The sequence below is a fragment of the Lactobacillus gallinarum genome (assembly GCF_002160635.1).
Classification (GTDB): Bacteria; Bacillota; Bacilli; order Lactobacillales; family Lactobacillaceae; genus Lactobacillus; species Lactobacillus gallinarum.
Map to the genome: position 1 here is coordinate 1 of NZ_NFKZ01000007.1, position 18,708 is coordinate 18,708.

Consider the following 18,708-nt stretch of genomic DNA (forward strand, 5'->3'; position numbering starts at 1 on the left):
CAACTGACTTATTGAAATCTTTTCATCTTTCCATTTACGATAAATTTCTATTTTCTGTTCTTTATTAAATTTAGACATAGTAAAGACCTAAAAGTGTCTCACTTTTAGGTCTCACTTCACAATGCTTAAACATATTGGTCTTTTTTTAATATTGCGTTCTTTGCATGTTGATAAATGATTTTGTTGGATGAGCTGAAAATGGCATTTTTGGCTTTTTAACTACATTTCCAGAGTAAATCCAGTATTGCATGTTTTTAATATGATAAGAAGAATAAAGTGAGCCATTTAAAATATTGGCTTCATCGACTACTAATTTTTGTCCTCTTTTTAAGATCTTCTTGGTAAATTTACCAGATGGGTTCATAGCATATACATTTTTATCTGGTGGTAATGGCTTTCCAACTATTACAGTTGCTTGATTAGTAAAAACAGTTTTTTGGTTTATTCTTTTGATATTACAACATTTGATATATTTATTATTGTTCAACTTGTAGTATGGTTGAGATTTAATAACTTTATATGGAAGATAATATAAATCAACTTTAAAATCAGGACTTGATTGTAAATCTTGTCGTACTTGCACGTAATATCTCTTCACAGAATTTGTTTTTAGCAATTTTCCTGGAGCAGTAACAGCCTTATTCTTCTTGATGTAATTGTTTTTACCACGTAAACGTTGGCCTTTGTTGTTGTATACATAGGAGTTACTGTTTAAATACAGCTTCACATTATTGGCTGCCTTAACTGGGCGGGAATTCATGCTTAGTGAAACGATGCCCAAAAAGACGGTAATGAGAATGGTAAATATTGTTCTATTCTTTTTCATGTGTTAATACCTCGTTGATATAATTATAGTTCACTTTCATCGATGTCTATATTAATTTATTAAAAACTGGGAGGGAAAACAGAGACCGTAAAATAGTTTGTGTAAGGATGAATATTTCCTCAAATTAATTTCTTAAAACATTAGAAAAAGGAGTTCCTTTCTCGTATGATTGGTTTGAACAAAAAACACATACAGAAAGAAGAACTCCAGCAAGCAGTTAATGACCTATTGAAAGCTGAACTGACTGCGTTTTTAGGCTATGATCCTTATGCCAGAGCTGGCTGGAATACAGGCAATTCACGCAATGGTGTTTACTTTCGCAAGGTTGATACGCAATTTAGCGAGATTGAAATTCAGGTGCCTAGGGATTGCAACGGCATGTTTCATCAGCACACGCTCCCTGACTACAAGCAGCACTCCAATGTCTTGAAAAGTATGATTATCAAGCTATATTCCAAAGGCGTAACCACCAGAGAAATAGCCGACTTGATTGAAAAGATGTATGGCAGCCATTACAGCCCATCTCAGGTATCTAACATCTCCAAGCAGATGATTCCAAAAGTCGAGGCCTATCATCAGCGCAAACTCAGTGACAAGTTCTTCTGCGTTTATCTAGACGCTACCTACGTTCCTCTGCGCCGAGAAACTTTTGAACGTGAAGCTGTCTATATTGCCATTGGTATCAAACCTAATGGCCACAAGGAAGTTATCGACTACTGCATTGCGCCCAATGAAAACATTGAAGTCTGGACGGAGCCGCTCCAAAGCATGAAGTCTCGCGGCTTAGAGCAAGTGGAGCTTTTTCTTTCAGATGGCGTTGTGGGCATGAAGACAGTGCTGGAGCAGATTTATCCGAAAGCTCATTTTCAACGCTGTCTAGTTCATGTCATGCGCAATATCTGCGCTAAAGTACGCGTAGATGATCGCGAAACGATCATGAATGAATTCAAGCAAATTCAATCAACAGCCAAATAAAGAAGCTGCGATCAAAGTCTTGCACGCCTTCTATGACAATGGAACAGAGCGTACAACCATGTCATCAGAAATCTCAAAGAGATTGAACCTGATCTGCTGGTCTTTTACAGCTATCCTAAGCAGATCAGGGCTTCAATTTACTCCACCAATATGATCGAATCCTTTAACAACGTTATCAAGCGTAAAGCTAAGCCTAAAGCAGAGTTTCCAACTGAACAGTCGCTTAATACTTTTATTGGCATTCAGGCAATGAGCTACAACGAACGCTATTTCAATCGAATCCACAAAGGCTTTGGTCAGGTTCAGGATACCTTAGAATCCTACTTTGATTAAATAAAAGATTAAAAAATCGATCTATGAGAAAAATCTATTTACACAAAAAATTTGACAGTTTCCCTAAGTTAGTAAATGCCGCATCTACTAGTTCCGCTCCTGTTGCAGCTGTCAAAAACAAGGCTAGCTTTACTAAGGAAGGCTATATCATGCGCATTCTTAATGATAAAGATGCGTCAAAGATTTATGTTGGTAAGTCCAACTATAAGAAATTAGTTAAAAATATCACGCCTTCGAAGAAAGCAAAAACCATTAGCCCTAAAAAGGTTCAAAAAGTTAAGTTTAGAATAGAAAAAGTTCTTAACGTTAAGGGCCGCGGTGCTGGTGCACCAGTATATTTGGTTGCTTCTAAGGATAAGAAATATTCTAGTTGGACTACTCAATCTGGTTTGCAATACTATTACTTAAATAGTAAAGCAATGAAGAATGTGAAAAAGCCACTTATGAGAATTGCTAATAGATTGAATACTAGTCTTAAGAAAGCAAGCAACAAGCGTGACTTTAATGCTGCTATGAAGGCTGCTAAGAAGTTGCATGGTAATCAAAGAAAGTTTGTTTTACGTTCATTGAAACAATTAAAAAAGATGGTTCAATGAACGTGGGTGGAACTAACCTATTAATTTTTGGTTTGCAATAAAATAAATAAGCTCAGCATCTGCTGGGCTTTATTTTTTACATAATTCATCTTTCCATCTTAATCCAGCGTCCATGTACTTCAATTTTGCCATCTTTTTCTAGTTCTTTTAACTTACGGCTAAATGTCTCCGGCGTAATTCCCAAATAGCTGGCTAAGTCCTTTTTCTTCAGTTCTAATTTGACTTCATTTTTACCTTGTTCATTGGCCAAGTCATTTAGGTAAGCCAATATCCGTTCTTTGGCATCTAAAGTATTTCTAAGCACTGAATTGTGTTCAATTGCCACTAATTTTTCACCAAAATTATTTAAAAGCTTCAATGATAAATCCGGTGTTTTTTGCAAAAGGTTTTGAAAATCAGCACGATTAATTGAGCATACCCAGGTGTCCTCCACAGCTTCAACAAAATTTTCACTTTCGCTTTGTTTGAATAAATGTTGCTGGCCTTCGATATCACCTTTTTGGAGTATACCTAGCACAACTTCTTTACCATCTTTTGATAGATTGTAGACTTTTGCTTTTCCCTGATCGATGACAATCATGCCATCTTTGCCGTCGTCAGGTTGCCTAATGATACTTCCTTTAGGAAATTTTTGTTGGTGTTCGGAGACGGTTACTAGTTTTTCTTTTAATTCAATTGGTAAATCAGTAAAAAGGGCTGCTTTGCTTAAGCAAGCAATTGGTGAATATTTTGTCATAAAAATCATCTTTTCTAAAATTCTTGATTTAAATCAATTTTATCATAATAGCTTCTTAATTATAATTAATTACGATAAGTGTTGAGACAACAAATTATTACTCAAAGATTGTATGATGAATTTGAAAACATCATAGTATAGAGAGGAATTATTAAGATGAAAAAATATATTGCACACATTACCCCATTAAATGCAGATAAGATCGGTTGCGAAGCTCATGGCACCGCTGAATTTACTGAAGATGGCGACAAGCTTCATGTCAAAGTAGAAATGTTCGATACTCCTAAGAATATTGAACACTGGGAACACTTCCACGGCTTTCCTGATGGTAAGGAAGCTCATGTTCCAACTATGGCTCAGGATAAAAATCATGATGGTTTCATTGATTTACCAGAAACTGAAGAAGTATCAGGTACAACCATGGTGCCATTAGATGATGCGCCACAAGACATGAACATCCCTCACGATGGTTATCCTGTTGCAGACGAAAACGGTCATTACGAATACGAAATTGATATTCCATTGGAAAAATTACAAGCTAAGTTCAAGGATGCCTTTGGCACTGAAGATCTTCAATTAGATAAACGTGTAGTTTATGTACATGGTGTACCAAAGGATCTTGAATTGCCTGACACCGTTGGTGGTTGCGTAATGAGCTATGATGCGCATACAACTTTGCCAATTGCTGCAGGTAAGATTGAAAAAGCTTAAGGTGAATTTAATGCAAAGTATTTTTTTGAAGATTTTGTGGTTAATTTGTTACTTAATTACCGCGTATTTTACCTTTAGCGGAAAAATGATGCCGGCAATGGACTGGATGGCAGGAACAATGCTAGCTGAAGCGATTGTTTCTTTCGTTTATTGTTTGATTAATAAGAAAAAAGCTTAATAAAAAAAGCCCGAAATTTGTAGTGCGGTACAATTTCGGGCTTTTTTGATTGGTAGCTGATAAGGATGGGTCACAGGAACAATTAGCTAAGAAAGTTGATGTTTCAAGACAGACAATCTCGGCGATTGAAAAAGGTAATTACAATCCATCGGTTAATTTGTGTATTGAAATTTGTCAGGCACTAGATAAGACTTTAGATGATCTGTTTTGGCCAGAGTGAGAAATTGAGTTAATTATAAAAGAAGTATAAAATAAAAGATAATAATTATAAAAACTCTATAAAACGTAAATTTTGATTATAAAAAATCTATAAAAAGGAATCTTATGGAAGAAAAAATGTTAAATCCGTTTATGCCTAGTTTTGGACGTTTTCCTAAAATTATCATTGATCAACAAGAAGCATTAACCGATTATTTGACAGGACTGCAAACACATGATGCTAAATATCAAACGTCTTTGGTGTATGGAACGAGAGGATCGGGAAAAACTGTTTTTCTTTTAAATGTTCAAAGGTCTTTAGAGAAATTAGACAATTGGATATTCATTCGTTTAAACAATGGGCAAGGTAATCTATTATTCCAATTAATGCATGGTCTTCAACGAGCAGCAGGGATTTCATTAGTTGATTTATTAAAGAATGTTAAAAGCTTAAATATTATGGGCAATGGTATTACCTGGCAAGCATTACAAGAATCTCAGCAAATTGATTATGATGAATATATTTCTATTTTATTGAGTCGCTTAAAAAAGCAAGGCAAATCTATTTTGATTGGCATTGATGAAATTGAAATTAGTGATGATGTGCGAGCCTTTGGATCAGAATATCAAACTTTAATTGGTGATGAATATGATATTTCATTATTAATGACAGGATTACCAAGCAGAATTTCTGAAGTACAGAATGATAATACTCTTACTTTTTTATTGCGTAGCAATCGGATTTACTTATCTCCGTTAGATGAGGAAACAATAACCGCTAGCTATGAGAAGGCATTTACTAAAGGTAAACGTGAAATTGACTTCATGGTATTAGATGAAATGAGTCGTGCGGTAAAAGGCTACGCTTATGCTTTTCAAACTATTGGTTACTATGCCTGGCGTTTTAGTCAAGAGTCTTTGCAGCTAGATGAGGAGGTTTTAAAGCAGACAATAGAGGCCACTAAAAAAGATTTATTCAGAAATGCTTATGAAAGAATGTATATGGACATTTCTAAAACCGATCGTGACTTTATTAATGCGATGATTAAAGCTGGAACCAATCGGGTGACAACAAAGCAATTGCAAGATATTTTGCATAAACCGATTAACTATATTTCAGTATATCGCGCACGCTTGCTAGATGATCAGTTGATTACTTCACCTGAAAGAGGAGTAGTTCAACTGGCACTGCCATTTTTTGCAGAGTTTGTGGAAAAATCTAATTTAGAACATTTAGCTTAAAGAAAGTGAAGATATAGATATGAGTAAATACGATCAATTATGGCAATACATTAAAAACAACAAAACTGGCGACTTTTAGCTCTCATTTGATGAGGTTGAAAAAGCAGCAGGTCTACCAATCGACCATTCATTTTTACGTTATAAGAAAGAACTGCCTGATTATGGCTTTGAAGTGAAGAAAATTTCACTTAAGAATAAGACAGTTAAATTTCATCAACTATAGAGGCAGAATATGGCTTACGATTTTAAAAAAGAAGAAAAAAATTCTATCGTTCGGGCAAGAAGCCTGAATTGGTTGATGTTCCGCAGATGCAATATCTAGCTGTTCAAGGTCAAGGTGATCCCAATCAAGAGGGCGGAGAATACAAGCAGGATCTACAATTGTTGTATAGTCTAGCCTATACAATTAAAATGAGTAAAAAAGGCTCACATCAGATTAAAGATTATTTCGACTTCGTGGTTCCACCGCTTGAAGGATTTTGGTGGCAAGATGGCGTTAAAGGCATTGATTATGCTCATAAAGAAAGATTCAATTTTATTTCCTGCATTCGGATGCCTGATTTTGTGACAGATGATGTTTTGACTTGGACTAAAAAAGAAGCTGCAGTTAAGAAGGGGTTGGATTTTTTACCAGTTAAATTACTTACTTTGACTGAAGGAAAATGCGTGCAAATCATGCATCATGGCAGTTATGATGATGAGCCAGCTACAATCGACAAGATGCATCAATTTATTACTGAAAATAATTTGAAATTAGATTTTTCGGATAAGCGGCGTCGTCATGAAATTTACTTATCAAATCCTCAGCGCACGAAGGTGGAAAATTTAAAAACGATTATTCGCTTGCCTGTTAAAGAAAAGAAGATGAACAATGACTAAAAAAGTTACGCCACGTTTGGTGATGGCGATTTTATCCGCAGGGATGCTCTCGTTTTTGGGAATCCTTGACGAAACGGCAACGACAGTTACTTTTCCAATCTTGACCAGAGATTTTGCGATTACTACCGATCAAGTTCAATGGGTTAACACCTTGGTGTTGCTAGTGATTGCGACGATTGTACCGATTAGTTCTCAGATTAGATTGCGAATTCCTACTAAAAGTATTTTTATTCTAGGAGTTTCGTTATTTATAGTGGGTTTGCTGATTGATATCGTTACTCCATGGTTTGATCTTTTGGTAGTGGGTCGAGCCTTGCAAGGAATCGGTACCGGTATAGGCTTGCCGCTGATGTACAACATTATCTTAGCTGAAGTACCTAAAGAAAAACTCGGCTTCATGATGGGGATCGGGACGATGATTACCGCTTGTGCCGTGGCCTTTGGGCCGGTGTTCGGTGGTATCGTAACTGATGCACTTAATTGGCGTTGGATTTTCATCATTTCACTTTTTCTGATTATTATTAGCCTGCTAACAGGGATGTATTCAATCGGGCAAATCAATCCTTTGCAAAAAGTGAAGATCAAGTATGGTCAGTGGTTATCTCTTGCCGTCGCTTTGGTTTGCTTGATGCTCGGTTTTACCCGAATTGCTAAGTATTCGTTCCTGTCAGTTCCAGTTTTAGGCTTTTTAGTTTTAGGAATCATCAGCTTATTAATTTGGCTAAAAATATCTTGGTCCGATAAGGAAGCCTTGATTAGTCCGCAATTATTTAAAAATGTGCACTTCAGCATGCAGCTAATTGCCTATTGTTTTGCCAAAATTGCGACTTTGGCCTTAGGCTTCATCTTTCCAATCTATGTGCAAGCCGTTAATCATGGATCCGTTTCTCTGGCTGGTTGGATTACATTTCCAGGTGCGGTGATAAATGCCTTGATGGCAGCCTTAGCAGGAAAGCTGCTCGATAAAAAAGGTGCGCGTTTGCCGATCATTATTGGCGTAATTGCCAGTCTAACTAGTTTGATTTTGATGAATATATTAGCACCACTCAGCAGTATTGCCATTGTATTATTGTATGTTCTTTATTATGGCGGTTATGGGATGTGTTTTGGCAGTCTGATGACCAGTGGATTGATTACTTTGAGCAAAGCCAACCATGCCCAAGGTAATGCGATCTTCAATACTTTGTAGCAATTTTCTGGAGCACTCGGAACTGCATTAGCTGGGACTTTGATTGCGATTGCACAAAATAATCATGTAGGTAATGGCACGGCAATAGGTTCTAAGTGGACGTTTATGGTGCTGCTTGTGCTGATAATTGTTAATTTAGTCCTTGCACTAGTATTTGTGCCGAAGAAGAAAAGTAAATAGTAAAAGGTTAAAATTATGACTTTTAAAAAATGATAAAAGTTTAAAATTTTTAGATACTGTGGAAGCATTGCAAGGCAAAAAAGAGGTAGAAAATCATACCATTGCTAAAATTGGTAGTTTAAAAGATTTAGATCAATGGATGGATAGTTTATGATTTGTAAGTTCAGTGAAAGCTGAACTTTTTTATTTTGCTTTGTTTAATAATTAAAATCTTCGAAAAATTGATCAATACATTAAGCTAAATCATGGTAATTTTGATTAATATAGAAAGCATAAAGTAAAAGGCTCAGCAAAAGCTGGGCCTTTTATTCACGTTCTTTTTCCTGATCTTGTTTTTGCTTAATTAGATCTCGATTCTTTCCAATTAATATTTCAACTAGTCCTTCAACTATATACATTGCCGGAATTTGTGAAGAAAGATCACAATATTTAAATAATCGTTGCTTATGTTCTTGATAATTAAGCACATATTTACTGATGTTTGCAATAGTACTAGTTGGATTACTGGTGATAGCTACTACTTGATTATCAGAACGTTTAGTACAGTAATTAAGTTGTTCGATTAATTCGGTAGTTTCACCTGAGACCGAAAAGCAAATAATGGTATTGTTACTGGTATTTTCTAGTTGTCTATTTAATGGATAAAAAGGATCGGTAATAGGAAATGCGTTGAATCCTAATAATGCTAGCATTCTTGCAGCATAGACGGCGGTGGAGGCAGAATTGCCAGTTCCCATGATAGGAATATTATCAGATTGATAAAGTTGATCAGCAACGACTCGCAATTTGTTTTCAATATCATTAGGAAAATTTTGTTGATCAATAAATGTTAATGCTTTTTGAGGTGCAACGGTTTGATTGATATTTTTTAAATAGGCTTTGAATTCAGGAAAGCTTGCAAAGCCTATTTTATGAACAAAACGCATTACTGAGGAATTAGCCACATGCGTCTTTTTGGCAATATCACGTACACGCATATACGCTACTTTTTCGGGATTATTAACAACAAAACGGTAAACGGAGAGTTCTACATCTGATAAGGATGAAAGATTATTAAAATCAAAAATAGCCATTTTTTCCTCCCAACGAATAAATTTATAATTCAATTATAAAGAACACAGTGTTCGAATAAAAGAACAGAAACCTAAAAGTATAGATTTTTACCAGATAAGGCTAAAACTATTGTACTATTATAAGCGCTTACATAGAATAGAAAGCGAGATGAAAAAGGAGGAAAGATTGTGAATAATCTACAAAAATTTCTAGATAAGTTTTTAGCACCAATAGCTAAATGGATGGGAAACAATTTGTTCTTCTCATCTTTAGCAGATGCTTTCATGAAAGTAACTCCAATTACTTTGGGTGGTGCCTTCGTTCTGTTAATTGGTAATTTCCCAATTCCAGCTTGGACTAACTTTTTACAAAAAATAGGTTGGGCAACACAATTTAACGCTGCACAAAATGCAACTATGAATGTATTGTCACTCTTTGTTGTATTTAACTTTGCTTATGTTTACGCAGAAAAATGTAAATATAATCCATTGCCAGCAGGATTGCTTGCCGCATCAAGTTTTATGATTTTAGCTCCACAAGATTATATGGCTAGAGCATTTGGGACGCACGCTAAGTTGACTCAAGTGACAGCATTTGGTACCAATTACCTTGGTTCATCTGGTATGGTTGTTGCTATCCTTGTTGGCTGGGTTGTTGGGATGCTTTACGTATTCCTTAACAAAAAGAATATTGTAATTAAATTACCTGACAGTGTTCCACCTAATGTTGCAGCTTCACTTCAGCCATCATTAATTGCCGGAATTATTTTGGTATTAATGACTTTAATTAGAGGAGCATTTAGTTATACTGCATTTGGTAACATCTTTGATTGTGTTACTAAATTGGTTCAAACACCACTTCAGACATTTACTGCTTCTCCAATTAGTATTATTGCTATTTACACCTTGGCTAATGTTTTATGGTTCTTTGGTATTCACCCTAACATGGTTTATGGTATTGTAATGCCAATTATCATTGCTAACGGTATTGTTAACCAGAATGCATTTAAGGCAGGTCAACCAATGCCATACGTCACCATGGCAATGCTTTCTGTCATTTTAAACAGTGCTTTTGGTGGTCAGGGTGCTACAATCGGTTTAATTATTTCTATGTTTAGAGCAAAATCTGATCGCTACAAACAAATGTTAAAATTGGCCGGAGTACCAGCATTGTTCAATATTAATGAACCATTGGTATTCGGGATGCCAATTATGTTAAACCCTGTTTTCTTCTTACCAATGCTGTTTGAACCTATCATTAATGGTTTGGTAAGTTGGGGATTGATTGATTTGTTCCATGCTACTGTTAACCCATTTATTCAATTACCATGGACTATGCCTGGTGTTGTTCAAGCATTCTTCTCAGGTGGTATTCCATTCTTTATCATCGCTATGGTTGTAGTAGTCTTAAGTACTTTGATTTGGTTCCCATTCTTCAAAATTGCTGATAATAAGGCTGTTGCTGAAGAGCAAAAGAGTGCTAAAAAAGCTTAATTATCGTAAACTTCAAATAAAATCATACAAAATCCAAGATTTAAATAAAGAAAGTTACTCGGTGTGAGTAACTTCTTTTTTATCTTAAAATTAAACTTTTAGCTTTCATCCACCAAACATGCAAGCAATATGCGGAAGTAAAAGATAAGATCCACGTTAAAATCCATGTGCCAAACAAAGTCAAGACTGGATGATAGATTGCGTGATATTGCATGTTAAGACCGCGCCAAACTAATTGATTCCAGAAAACGTTGGATAAGTATGCCCGATAAGCATAAGTAGCCAAGAAGTGGAATACTTTTAAACTAGTTTGGGAATTCTTTCTCACTTGGTGCAGGCAAAAAGCGGAAATCAACGCAATTACTGCTAGACAGTAAAGAGTCATTGATGGCTTGTAATATGGTGCATTATTAAAGTTAATCGGATGACCAAACTTTTGTAATTCAATGTTTGTCCAGATGAAACAAGCAATAAATGCGATAGTAATTAACCACCAAAACTTTGTGACCAATTGATTATACTGTCCTCGCAATTGCCAAGCTAACATTCCGTACACACCGTAGATGAAGAATGAAATAAAAATCCGGTCGAGTAAATACCAGTCATGTTCATGCATGCCGTGGAAGACATTGTAATCATAGAACCAAAGCCAAGCAAAATAGAGCACAAAAGTGATTACTGCAGCCCAAAGGCCCCGAGTTAAATTGTGTCCTACATGACGACTTAATCCCCAGAAAAGCGGCATTAAAATGATGAATTGCAACATCATCGTGTTATACCACAAGTGCGGGGCGGCGTTCCCATTAATGAATTGCCAGCAGAATGAACCAAGATTGTTAAAATGGTTAACTTGTTGCAGCCATGGCATCCCCAACAGATAAATTAAGGTCCACCAAATAGTCGGAACAAACAAGTTAGACCAATTACTTCGCATATGCTTTTGATAAGAAAAACTGCCTTGTTCATCATTAGCTCTAATAGTGGTATATAGTATCCCAAAGATGAAGGCAGGAGCAGTGTATTTAACTAAATTATAGAAAACACCAAAAATGTCTTGCACCTTCGTCGGCTGTTTCGGTCCCATGATCATCGATATGATTGGCTGTGACATTACAGCTGTACAGGCAAATACTTTTAGATAATCGCCAATGTCGGCTATTTGATAACTTTTAAATTGATCTGATTTCATAAATCTTTTTCTCTTCTCCTAATATTATTGTGTCATTTTTTTAAATTAGGTGAAAGGATAATCATGTTAAAATTAGTTTAGCTATTTTGGAAGTGGGATAAAAATGGCAGTAGAAGAAATCACGCGAAATGCAATAAAAGCATTGCTTTATGAAGTTGTTACCAATCCTAAGCCGGGCTTAGTAGATCCAGTTGACGTGGGATCTCATCCTGATATGAACGTGTATCTGTTTATTGATAGCAGTTTGAGCTTGAAATCTTATTTTCGGCAAGCAGCTAAGATTGGCGCAGATTTTAGTGGACAGGATTTGCGGCAAATGTTTGAACAATTGCGTCAAGCTGGCATTAAGGCAGAAGAAGCAATGTTTACTGCTACAAATAGTGTAAATACTCATAAAGGCGCGATTTTTTCGTTAGGCTTGTTTGTCTGTGCTAGTAGCTATTGTCAAAATAGCCATCAAGATGAATTTGAAGTGATCCAGCAGATGACTAAGGGCTTAGTTGAGCGTGATTTGGGCAAGAAGAAAGACACTGCTGGGGAAAAACAATTTTTGCAATATGGCAAAGGTGGCGTTAGAGCAGAAGCAGAAGCTGGTTATCCTTTGGTAAGGGATGTTGCACTGCCATTTTTAGCTCAAACCAAAGGTGAGTTGAATGCCCGTTTACTCGATACGTTGATGAAAATAGTTAGTGAAATTGAGGACTCAAATTTAATTAAAAGAGCGGGCAATATTGAAGTCATTTCTTGGGCACATAATCAAGCAAAAAAATATTTGGCATTAGGTGGCTATGGTACTCAAGCTGGAAAACATTTTATGTTAGAGCTTAACTCAATTTTTAAAGAGAAAAATTATAGTCTGGGTGGTAGTGCTGATTTGTTAATTATTACCATTTTTATGGCATTACAACGTGGAATATTATAATGACAAGTCATATTTGCTTGGTTATTTTCGAAAAAGGCACCCTACTAAAAGGGAAAAATTGTTTTTTCACGAAAGGATGGAAAAACAATGGATGATTATGTAATTGATTTTGATTCCTTGAATTACTTAAGACCAGAAACTTTGGCCATCATGAAGCTCTTGGTAAAGAAATACAATGAAAGCAAAGATGATGATGTTTTACAAGATGGAGTTGTAGTTAGCTTTGATGAATTAGCAAAAGCAGCCAAAATTCCAGTTGATAAGTTACCCGATGAAGTCTTTAAAGATCTAGATGCCGAAAGAAATCAGTTTGATGAGGAAAAGAGAGGCTATGAACCATTAGTCGCTAGTTGTTTAGCGATGAAGAAGATCGTGAATTTAGAATTATCATTAACCACCGCTTGTTTGAATTTTAAAATAATATCAAAAAAGATCGATGATCAACGTTTTTTTAACGAAGATCATCGATCTTTTATTTTTCATTAATCTAAATCCGCACCATTTGAGGCAATTACTTTTTTATACCAGTAAAAAGAATCCTTAGGGTAGCGCTTGAAGCTGCCTTTTCCATGGTCATCTTCGTCAACATAAATAAAGCCATAGCGCTTCTTCATTTCTCCAGTACTTGCACTAACTAAATCGATGCATCCCCAAGGTAAATAACCAATTAAATCAACCCCGTCATCAATTACTGCTTTTTCCATCTGCTTGATATGGTCACGGAAGTACTGAACACGGTAATCATCGTGAATTTGATGATCAGCGGTCATTTTATCGTAAGCACCAAGTCCGTTTTCTACGATAAACAATGGTTTATGCCAGCGGGTAGTCATCCAGTTCATTGCATAGCGCAAACCAACTGGATCAATTGCCCAACCCCAATCGTTGGTCTTGATATATGGATTAGAAACTAAATCCTGGTATTCACGATAGTCCATATGATCAGTGTATTTGGCAGTGAAGGACATGTAGTAGGAGAATGCAATATAATCTACTGTACCATTTTTCAATATCTGCAAATCTTTTTTAGTAATATCTAAGTGATAATTCTTACGATCGAAGTAGGCTTTTAACCAATTTGGATATTCACCGTTAACATGCACATCGCCAAAGTAAAGACGTGAATCCATTGCACGCTGGGAAAAAAGAATATCTTCGGGTTTAGATGAAGCAGGGTAAATAGGGCAAAAGGCCAACATACAGCCAATTTGTAATGATGGATCAATAGCGTGTCCAATTTGAACAGCTTCAGCACTAGCTACTAATTCATAGTGTGCTGCTTGATACATCATTTTTTCTTTATCGTCACCTTTTTTGAAAAGTAGACCAGAATTTTTTAACACATTGCCAATATCTTCATAATTGGCTTGATTGTTAATTTCATTAAAGGTCATCCAATACTTAACTTTGTTGTGATATCTTTCAAAACATACATGAGCAAAGCGAGCAAAGAAATCAATTAATTTGCGGTTGGACCAGCCACCATATTCAGTTACTAAATGATAAGGCATCTCGAAGTGGGAAAGGGTGACAACGGGTTGGATACCATATTTTAACAATTCATCAAATAAATCATCATAGAATTTAAGTCCTGCTTCATTAGGCGCATCTTCATCGCCATTAGGGAAGATGCGTGTCCACGCAATTGAAGTTCTAAATGCTTTAAAACCCATCTTTGCCATCATCTTAATGTCTTCTTTATAATGATGGTAAAAATCGATTCCTACATGGTTGGGATAATATTTGTCCTTTTCGATAGTCTTAGTGATTTCACGAGGATGATCACGATCGCCAAGAGTCATAATGTCAGAGATGGAGATTCCTTTTCCGCCTTCTTGATATGCGCCTTCAAGTTGGTGGGCAGCAACGGCGCCACCCCATAAAAAATTCTTATCTAAAGTTCTAGTCATAAAAAAACTCCTTTGATTTATTGCTTACTTGTATTATATGAAATCGCTTGCGATCAAGTAAGAGAATAAAGAAGTTTTGAAATAGAATATAAAATTAGTTTTATGTTTCAAGAATGGCACAGGGTGTACTATTCATTGATCATATTTTCTAATATCCGATCAAGCCCTTCGATGATATACATTACGGGTACCTGAGAAGACATATCATAATAATTACTAAGGCGTCGCGTTTTTTCATAATAGTTAAGAACATAGCGACTCATTTTTGCAATACTGCTATCTTCATTGCTAGTGATGCAGACAATTTTTACATCTTCATCGTTAACAAATTCATTAATCAATTCAATTAGTTCAGTCGTTTCTCCAGAAACAGAAAAACAAAAGATAATATTATTGGTAGTATTTTCTAGCTTGGCATGTAGAGGATAGAAAGGGTCTGTTACAGCAGTTGTATTAAAGCCTAGGGATGCAATTCTTCTAGCTGCATATTCTGCTAGGAATGCAGAGTCGCCCATACCGACAGTGGTAATATTATCGCTTTGAAAAACGGCATTAGCTACTATCATTAAACGAGTTTCAATATCTTTAGGAAAATTATTCTCATTAATATAAGTAAATTTAGTGTTTTGAGGCTTATGTTGTAAAGCATCGTTTTTAAGATAAGCTTTAAATTCCGGGAAACTATTGAAGCCAATTTTATGAATAAAGCGCATGACTGACGAGCTTGAAACATGTGCATTTTGTGCAATATCTCGGACACGCATATAAACGACTTTATCAGAATTTTGGGTAACATAGCGATAAATAGTCATATCGATGTTTGACAATGATGATAAATCTTTAAATCCGAAAAAAGCCATAATACATCTCCCCATAACTAACTATTGATTAAAGGATAACATAGAATTTTCATTTATGAAACGAGACGTTCCATAGATGGAATATAAAACTTAATTAGTTGTTGATGCCTAAGTGCTTAAAATATATTGCTTATATAAAATCGCTTTCATAAAATGTAAGTGTCATGTGAAATATTAAGAGTATTGAGGAGAGTACTTTTATGCAGAACTTTATTAATCAAAAAATTCTACCTCCTATCATGAAATTCGTTAACACTAGAGCGATTAAAGCCCTTAAGGATGGGATGGTCCTTTCCTTACCATTCATCATGGTAGGTTCAGTATTTTTGCTTTTAGCTTCATTTCCAATTCCAGCAGTAGCTAATTGGATGAATCAAATGGGCTTAACTCCATATTGGAATCAAGCATATAACGCTTCATTTGGTATTGTAGCTGTTTTTGCAGTTGTTGGTATCGCTTATACATGGGCTAAAAATGAGCATGTTGAAGGATTACCAGCAGGGATGACCGCTTTTGTCGGATTCTTGATTATTATGAATTCAACTACTCCAGTTAAGGATGGCGCTAAGACGATTATTTCTGCTGCTAAAGCTCCAAACTTATTGATCGGATTCATCGATCGTACTTGGCTTGGCGGTCAAGGAATGATTGCCGCTATCATTGTAGGTTTAATCACTGGTTGGATTTATACTTGGTTTGTTAAAAAGAAGATTACAATTAAATTGCCAGATCAAGTTCCACCAGCAGTTGCTAACTCATTTGTTGCTTTGATTCCATCAGCTGTTTTAACTGTTTGGTGGTTGTTAGTTTACATTTTCTTTGACAAAGTAGCACACACCACTTTAACTCAATGGATTTACACTACTATTCAAACTCCATTGCAAGGTGTAACTGATTCATTTGGTGGTATTTTGCTATTAACATTATTAGTACCATTCTTCTGGTTCTTTGGTGTGCATGGATCTACCTTAGTTGGTGGTATTGCAGGACCAATTTTGGGTGCAAATGCTCTTGAAAATGCTGCAATCTTTAAAAAATTAGGTTATGTTGATGCTGCTCACGGTGGCCACATTGTTGTTCAAGGTTTATTTGATCAATTCTCAACTGTTACCGGTGCTGGTATGACTATTGGTTTGGTAGTCTTTATGACCTTTATGGCTAAGTCAACACAATTAAAGAGTATCGGTAAATTAGCATTGGTTCCAGGAATCTTTAATATTAATGAACCAGTTTTGTTTGGTTTGCCAATCGTAATGAACCCAATGTTAGCTATTCCGTTCTTCATCATGCCATCACTTTCAGCAGGTTCAACTTATTTATTAATTAAAACAGGTATCTTGCCTTACTTGAATGGTGTACAAGTACCATGGACTACACCACCAGTAGTTTCTGGATTTTTAATTGGTGGCTGGAAAGTTGCTATTTGGCAAGCTATAATCTTGGTAGTTTCTTTCTTTGTATATCTTCCATTCGTACGTAGTTACGATAAGATGTTGTATGAAAAGGAACAAGCTAAAGTAACTGAAGAAAAAGATTAATTAAAATTTGTAGATAATTAAAAAGATCGATGATCAACGTTTTTGACGAAGATTATCGATCTTTTTTATAATCCAAATGCAATTTTGTATAACAATGCACCGCAGATACCACCTGCGATTGGGGCAACAACTGGCACCCAACCGTAATCCCAGTGAGCGGAACCCTTATGTGGTAATGGGCAAAGTGCATAAACGATACGTGGACCTAAGTCTCTTGCAGGGTTTAATGCAGGACCTGTAGGACCACCAACAGCCATAACCAATGCGGTGATTAAGAAACCAACACCGATGTTGGCAATATCTTCTGATTGCTTGAAGAACATGCCACGGTATAAACCAACAGCTACGAATAAAAGAATAGCTGTACCAACAAATTCAGTGATAAAACCGTTCAGCTTACTGTTGGCAGAGTCACCAGTCGCAAAGCTGGCAAAAACAGCGTCATCGCTGGCAGTTCTCTTAATGTATGGCCAGTAGACAGCGACTAACAAAAGCTGACCTACGATTGCACCAAGCATTTGCACCAAGATATATGGCAGAACTTGATCCCAAGGAAATGCACCTGCACATGCTTGTGCAAGAGTTACGGCCGGATTCAAGTGGTTACCTGAAATTGAACCGAACAACATTGCAGGAAGCATGACACCAAAACCGAAGCCAAATGCGATAAGCAGCCACCCACCATTGGCTTGTCCATCGCGACTGTTACCTCCAGTGTCACGCAATACTGAATTGGCAACTGAACCGTTGCCTAAAACTACCAAAATAATCGTACCGAAAAATTCAGCGAAATATTTCATTAACCAAGTATGTTCCATAGTAGATACTTTTTACTCCTCCAGTAGAAAAAATATGTGAAAAATAGTACAACCAAAGATTATACTCTTAACTGAGAAAATAGATATAGTTATTTTGAAAAAATGCAAGAATTTTGCTCGAAAATAGCTTTCGTTGACTATTCTTAATTATTTTTTTGAATAAAGGTGTAAGAAAGAATAATTTTTGCCCATTGGGTATGGAACCAAGTTCCCCAGATTATGATGAGTTTCAAACTTAATTTTTTAGAAATAATTTTACGTTTATCAATGGCTACAATTTTTGCGGCAATTGTTGGCTTGGATAGAGAAGAGCATAATCATCCAGCTGGCCTTAGAACGCATATCTTGGTTTGTCTAGGAGCGTGTATCTTAGCATTGATACAAGAAGCAATTTGTAATCAGGTTCTGTATTACGCTAAAAATTACCACGAGTTGTCAACCGTTCTCGGAGTCGATCCAGCCCGTCTAATCGTTCAAGTGATTGGCGGCATTGGCTTTATCGGCGCAGGCACCATCGTTATTACTCACCATTTTGTAATGGGACTTACTACAGCGACATCTTTGTGGGCTACTGCAAGTATCGGTTTAGCAATTGGCATGGGATATTACTGCATTGCAATTGTCGGTGGAGCGTTTGTTTTGCTGGTGGTAGTCATTTTACGTAAAATTGTTAAAGTAAATACATATAAGCAGGTTGAATTAAAATATACTGATCGTCATACACTTGATCAAGTTTTACAGCCGTACTTTAAGTAGAATAAAATACAGGTAAAACATTTTAATTTTAAAGTTGATGCTAATAAGCAAATTGATGCGCAAAATGTGTATATCTGCGTTTGCAACCTTAAGTTTCCTAAAAATATGACTTATTTTAAGATGGCG

Annotated in this window: 17 protein-coding genes and 4 pseudogenes; 14 read left to right on the forward strand and 7 right to left on the reverse strand. The window is 36.0% G+C overall.

Annotation, left to right across the window (positions count from 1 at the left end; genetic code table 11):
- Positions 1 to 145: 145 nt before the first annotated feature.
- Positions 146 to 826 carry an SLAP domain-containing protein gene (locus tag B5E95_RS04070; RefSeq protein ID WP_087235634.1) on the reverse strand — a complete coding sequence of 227 codons (681 nt, stop codon included), beginning with the start codon at positions 824 to 826 and terminating at the stop codon, positions 146 to 148.
- A gap of 165 nt (positions 827 to 991) precedes the next feature.
- Between B5E95_RS04070 and B5E95_RS04075 the strand changes: the two are divergent.
- Positions 992 to 2,134: pseudogene (locus tag B5E95_RS04075) on the forward strand (IS256 family transposase).
- A gap of 23 nt (positions 2,135 to 2,157) precedes the next feature.
- A pseudogene (locus tag B5E95_RS10865) lies at positions 2,158 to 2,771 on the forward strand (hypothetical protein).
- A gap of 44 nt (positions 2,772 to 2,815) precedes the next feature.
- On the opposite strand, the gene B5E95_RS04085 reads toward B5E95_RS10865, so the two are convergent.
- The gene (locus B5E95_RS04085) at positions 2,816 to 3,466 is read right to left on the reverse strand and encodes a Crp/Fnr family transcriptional regulator (RefSeq protein ID WP_087176097.1); all 651 of its coding nucleotides are present in this window, start codon (positions 3,464 to 3,466) and stop codon (positions 2,816 to 2,818) included.
- Positions 3,467 to 3,622: 156 nt separating this feature from the next.
- Between B5E95_RS04085 and B5E95_RS04090 the strand changes: the two genes are divergently transcribed.
- The 7 genes and pseudogenes from B5E95_RS04090 (at position 3,623) to B5E95_RS04120 (ending at position 7,863) form a co-directional block, all read left to right on the forward strand.
- Entirely contained in the window at positions 3,623 to 4,177 is a 555-nt protein-coding gene (locus B5E95_RS04090) for a hypothetical protein (protein ID WP_087235635.1), read from the forward strand.
- Positions 4,178 to 4,187: 10 nt separating this feature from the next.
- Positions 4,188 to 4,355, forward strand: coding sequence for a hypothetical protein (locus tag B5E95_RS10705; protein ID WP_164480599.1), 168 nt, complete (start codon positions 4,188 to 4,190; stop codon positions 4,353 to 4,355).
- A 49-nt stretch (positions 4,356 to 4,404) separates the two neighbouring features.
- The gene (locus B5E95_RS04100) at positions 4,405 to 4,575 is read left to right on the forward strand and encodes a helix-turn-helix transcriptional regulator (RefSeq protein ID WP_087235636.1); all 171 of its coding nucleotides are present in this window, start codon (positions 4,405 to 4,407) and stop codon (positions 4,573 to 4,575) included.
- 104 nt (positions 4,576 to 4,679) lie between these two features.
- The gene (locus tag B5E95_RS04105; protein WP_087235637.1) at positions 4,680 to 5,795 is read left to right on the forward strand and encodes an ATP-binding protein; all 1,116 of its coding nucleotides are present in this window, start codon (positions 4,680 to 4,682) and stop codon (positions 5,793 to 5,795) included.
- 19 nt (positions 5,796 to 5,814) lie between these two features.
- Positions 5,815 to 6,018 (forward strand): annotated as a pseudogene (locus B5E95_RS10870) (hypothetical protein).
- A gap of 9 nt (positions 6,019 to 6,027) precedes the next feature.
- Positions 6,028 to 6,674, forward strand: a pseudogene (locus B5E95_RS04115) (GyrI-like domain-containing protein).
- On the forward strand, positions 6,667 to 7,863 hold the full coding sequence (locus B5E95_RS04120) for an MFS transporter (protein WP_241146313.1): 1,197 nt from the start codon (positions 6,667 to 6,669) through the stop codon (positions 7,861 to 7,863). The pseudogene B5E95_RS04115 and the gene B5E95_RS04120 overlap by 8 nt, the downstream one beginning before the upstream one ends.
- A 485-nt stretch (positions 7,864 to 8,348) precedes the next feature.
- Here B5E95_RS04120 and B5E95_RS04125 read toward each other — a convergent pair whose 3' ends face one another.
- Positions 8,349 to 9,116, reverse strand: a complete 768-nt coding sequence (locus B5E95_RS04125) for a MurR/RpiR family transcriptional regulator (protein WP_025005529.1) — start codon at positions 9,114 to 9,116, stop codon at positions 8,349 to 8,351.
- Between the two features lie 168 nt (positions 9,117 to 9,284).
- Here B5E95_RS04125 and B5E95_RS04130 point away from each other — a divergent pair, with 168 nt between their 5' ends.
- Entirely contained in the window at positions 9,285 to 10,589 is a 1,305-nt protein-coding gene (locus B5E95_RS04130) for a PTS sugar transporter subunit IIC (RefSeq protein ID WP_087176104.1), read from the forward strand.
- Between the two features lie 79 nt (positions 10,590 to 10,668).
- On the opposite strand, the gene B5E95_RS04135 is transcribed toward B5E95_RS04130, so the two are convergent.
- On the reverse strand, positions 10,669 to 11,778 hold the full coding sequence (locus B5E95_RS04135; RefSeq protein WP_087176105.1) for an acyltransferase family protein: 1,110 nt from the start codon (positions 11,776 to 11,778) through the stop codon (positions 10,669 to 10,671).
- A 103-nt stretch (positions 11,779 to 11,881) separates the two neighbouring features.
- On the opposite strand from B5E95_RS04135, the gene B5E95_RS04140 reads away from it, so the two are divergent.
- Both B5E95_RS04140 and B5E95_RS04145 read left to right on the forward strand, forming a co-directional pair.
- The gene (locus B5E95_RS04140) at positions 11,882 to 12,700 is read left to right on the forward strand and encodes a triphosphoribosyl-dephospho-CoA synthase (protein WP_087176106.1); all 819 of its coding nucleotides are present in this window, start codon (positions 11,882 to 11,884) and stop codon (positions 12,698 to 12,700) included.
- Between the two features lie 87 nt (positions 12,701 to 12,787).
- A complete protein-coding gene (locus B5E95_RS04145; RefSeq protein ID WP_232785566.1) occupies positions 12,788 to 13,186 on the forward strand; it encodes a hypothetical protein in 399 nt (132 codons plus the stop codon).
- Here B5E95_RS04145 and B5E95_RS04150 read toward each other — a convergent pair.
- On the reverse strand, positions 13,183 to 14,610 hold the full coding sequence (locus B5E95_RS04150; RefSeq protein ID WP_087235638.1) for a 6-phospho-beta-glucosidase: 1,428 nt from the start codon (positions 14,608 to 14,610) through the stop codon (positions 13,183 to 13,185). The two genes, B5E95_RS04145 and B5E95_RS04150, sit on opposite strands and share 4 nt — an antisense overlap.
- A 128-nt stretch (positions 14,611 to 14,738) precedes the next feature.
- Complete coding sequence (locus B5E95_RS04155; protein WP_087235639.1) at positions 14,739 to 15,470, reverse strand: MurR/RpiR family transcriptional regulator; 732 nt, start codon at positions 15,468 to 15,470, stop codon at positions 14,739 to 14,741.
- Positions 15,471 to 15,670: 200 nt separating this feature from the next.
- Here B5E95_RS04155 and B5E95_RS04160 point away from each other — a divergent pair, with 200 nt between their 5' ends.
- Entirely contained in the window at positions 15,671 to 17,008 is a 1,338-nt protein-coding gene (locus B5E95_RS04160; protein WP_087235640.1) for a PTS sugar transporter subunit IIC, read from the forward strand.
- A gap of 65 nt (positions 17,009 to 17,073) precedes the next feature.
- On the opposite strand, the gene B5E95_RS04165 is transcribed toward B5E95_RS04160, so the two are convergent.
- Positions 17,074 to 17,826: an MIP/aquaporin family protein gene (locus B5E95_RS04165; RefSeq protein ID WP_025005542.1), complete on the reverse strand. Its 753-nt coding sequence runs from the start codon at positions 17,824 to 17,826 to the stop codon at positions 17,074 to 17,076.
- A gap of 267 nt (positions 17,827 to 18,093) precedes the next feature.
- Here B5E95_RS04165 and B5E95_RS10875 point away from each other — a divergent pair, with 267 nt between their 5' ends.
- Positions 18,094 to 18,582, forward strand: coding sequence for an MgtC/SapB family protein (locus tag B5E95_RS10875; protein WP_241146314.1), 489 nt, complete (start codon positions 18,094 to 18,096; stop codon positions 18,580 to 18,582).
- Positions 18,583 to 18,708 lie beyond the last annotated feature (126 nt).

Coding starts and splice junctions, on each gene's coding strand:
- B5E95_RS04140 (WP_087176106.1), top strand. CDS start 11,882: ATGGCAGTAGAAGAAATCACGCGAAATGCAATAAAAGCATTGCTTTAT.
- B5E95_RS04125 (WP_025005529.1), bottom strand. CDS start 9,116: ATGGCTATTTTTGATTTTAATAATCTTTCATCCTTATCAGATGTAGAA.
- B5E95_RS04150 (WP_087235638.1), bottom strand. CDS start 14,610: ATGACTAGAACTTTAGATAAGAATTTTTTATGGGGTGGCGCCGTTGCT.
- B5E95_RS04120 (WP_241146313.1), top strand. CDS start 6,667: ATGACTAAAAAAGTTACGCCACGTTTGGTGATGGCGATTTTATCCGCA.
- B5E95_RS10875 (WP_241146314.1), top strand. CDS start 18,094: ATGGCTACAATTTTTGCGGCAATTGTTGGCTTGGATAGAGAAGAGCAT.
- B5E95_RS04085 (WP_087176097.1), bottom strand. CDS start 3,466: ATGACAAAATATTCACCAATTGCTTGCTTAAGCAAAGCAGCCCTTTTT.
- B5E95_RS10705 (WP_164480599.1), top strand. CDS start 4,188: ATGCAAAGTATTTTTTTGAAGATTTTGTGGTTAATTTGTTACTTAATT.
- B5E95_RS04135 (WP_087176105.1), bottom strand. CDS start 11,778: ATGAAATCAGATCAATTTAAAAGTTATCAAATAGCCGACATTGGCGAT.
- B5E95_RS04155 (WP_087235639.1), bottom strand. CDS start 15,470: ATGGCTTTTTTCGGATTTAAAGATTTATCATCATTGTCAAACATCGAT.
- B5E95_RS04165 (WP_025005542.1), bottom strand. CDS start 17,826: ATGGAACATACTTGGTTAATGAAATATTTCGCTGAATTTTTCGGTACG.
- B5E95_RS04070 (WP_087235634.1), bottom strand. CDS start 826: ATGAAAAAGAATAGAACAATATTTACCATTCTCATTACCGTCTTTTTG.
- B5E95_RS04145 (WP_232785566.1), top strand. CDS start 12,788: ATGGATGATTATGTAATTGATTTTGATTCCTTGAATTACTTAAGACCA.
- B5E95_RS04160 (WP_087235640.1), top strand. CDS start 15,671: ATGCAGAACTTTATTAATCAAAAAATTCTACCTCCTATCATGAAATTC.
- B5E95_RS04105 (WP_087235637.1), top strand. CDS start 4,680: ATGGAAGAAAAAATGTTAAATCCGTTTATGCCTAGTTTTGGACGTTTT.
- B5E95_RS04090 (WP_087235635.1), top strand. CDS start 3,623: ATGAAAAAATATATTGCACACATTACCCCATTAAATGCAGATAAGATC.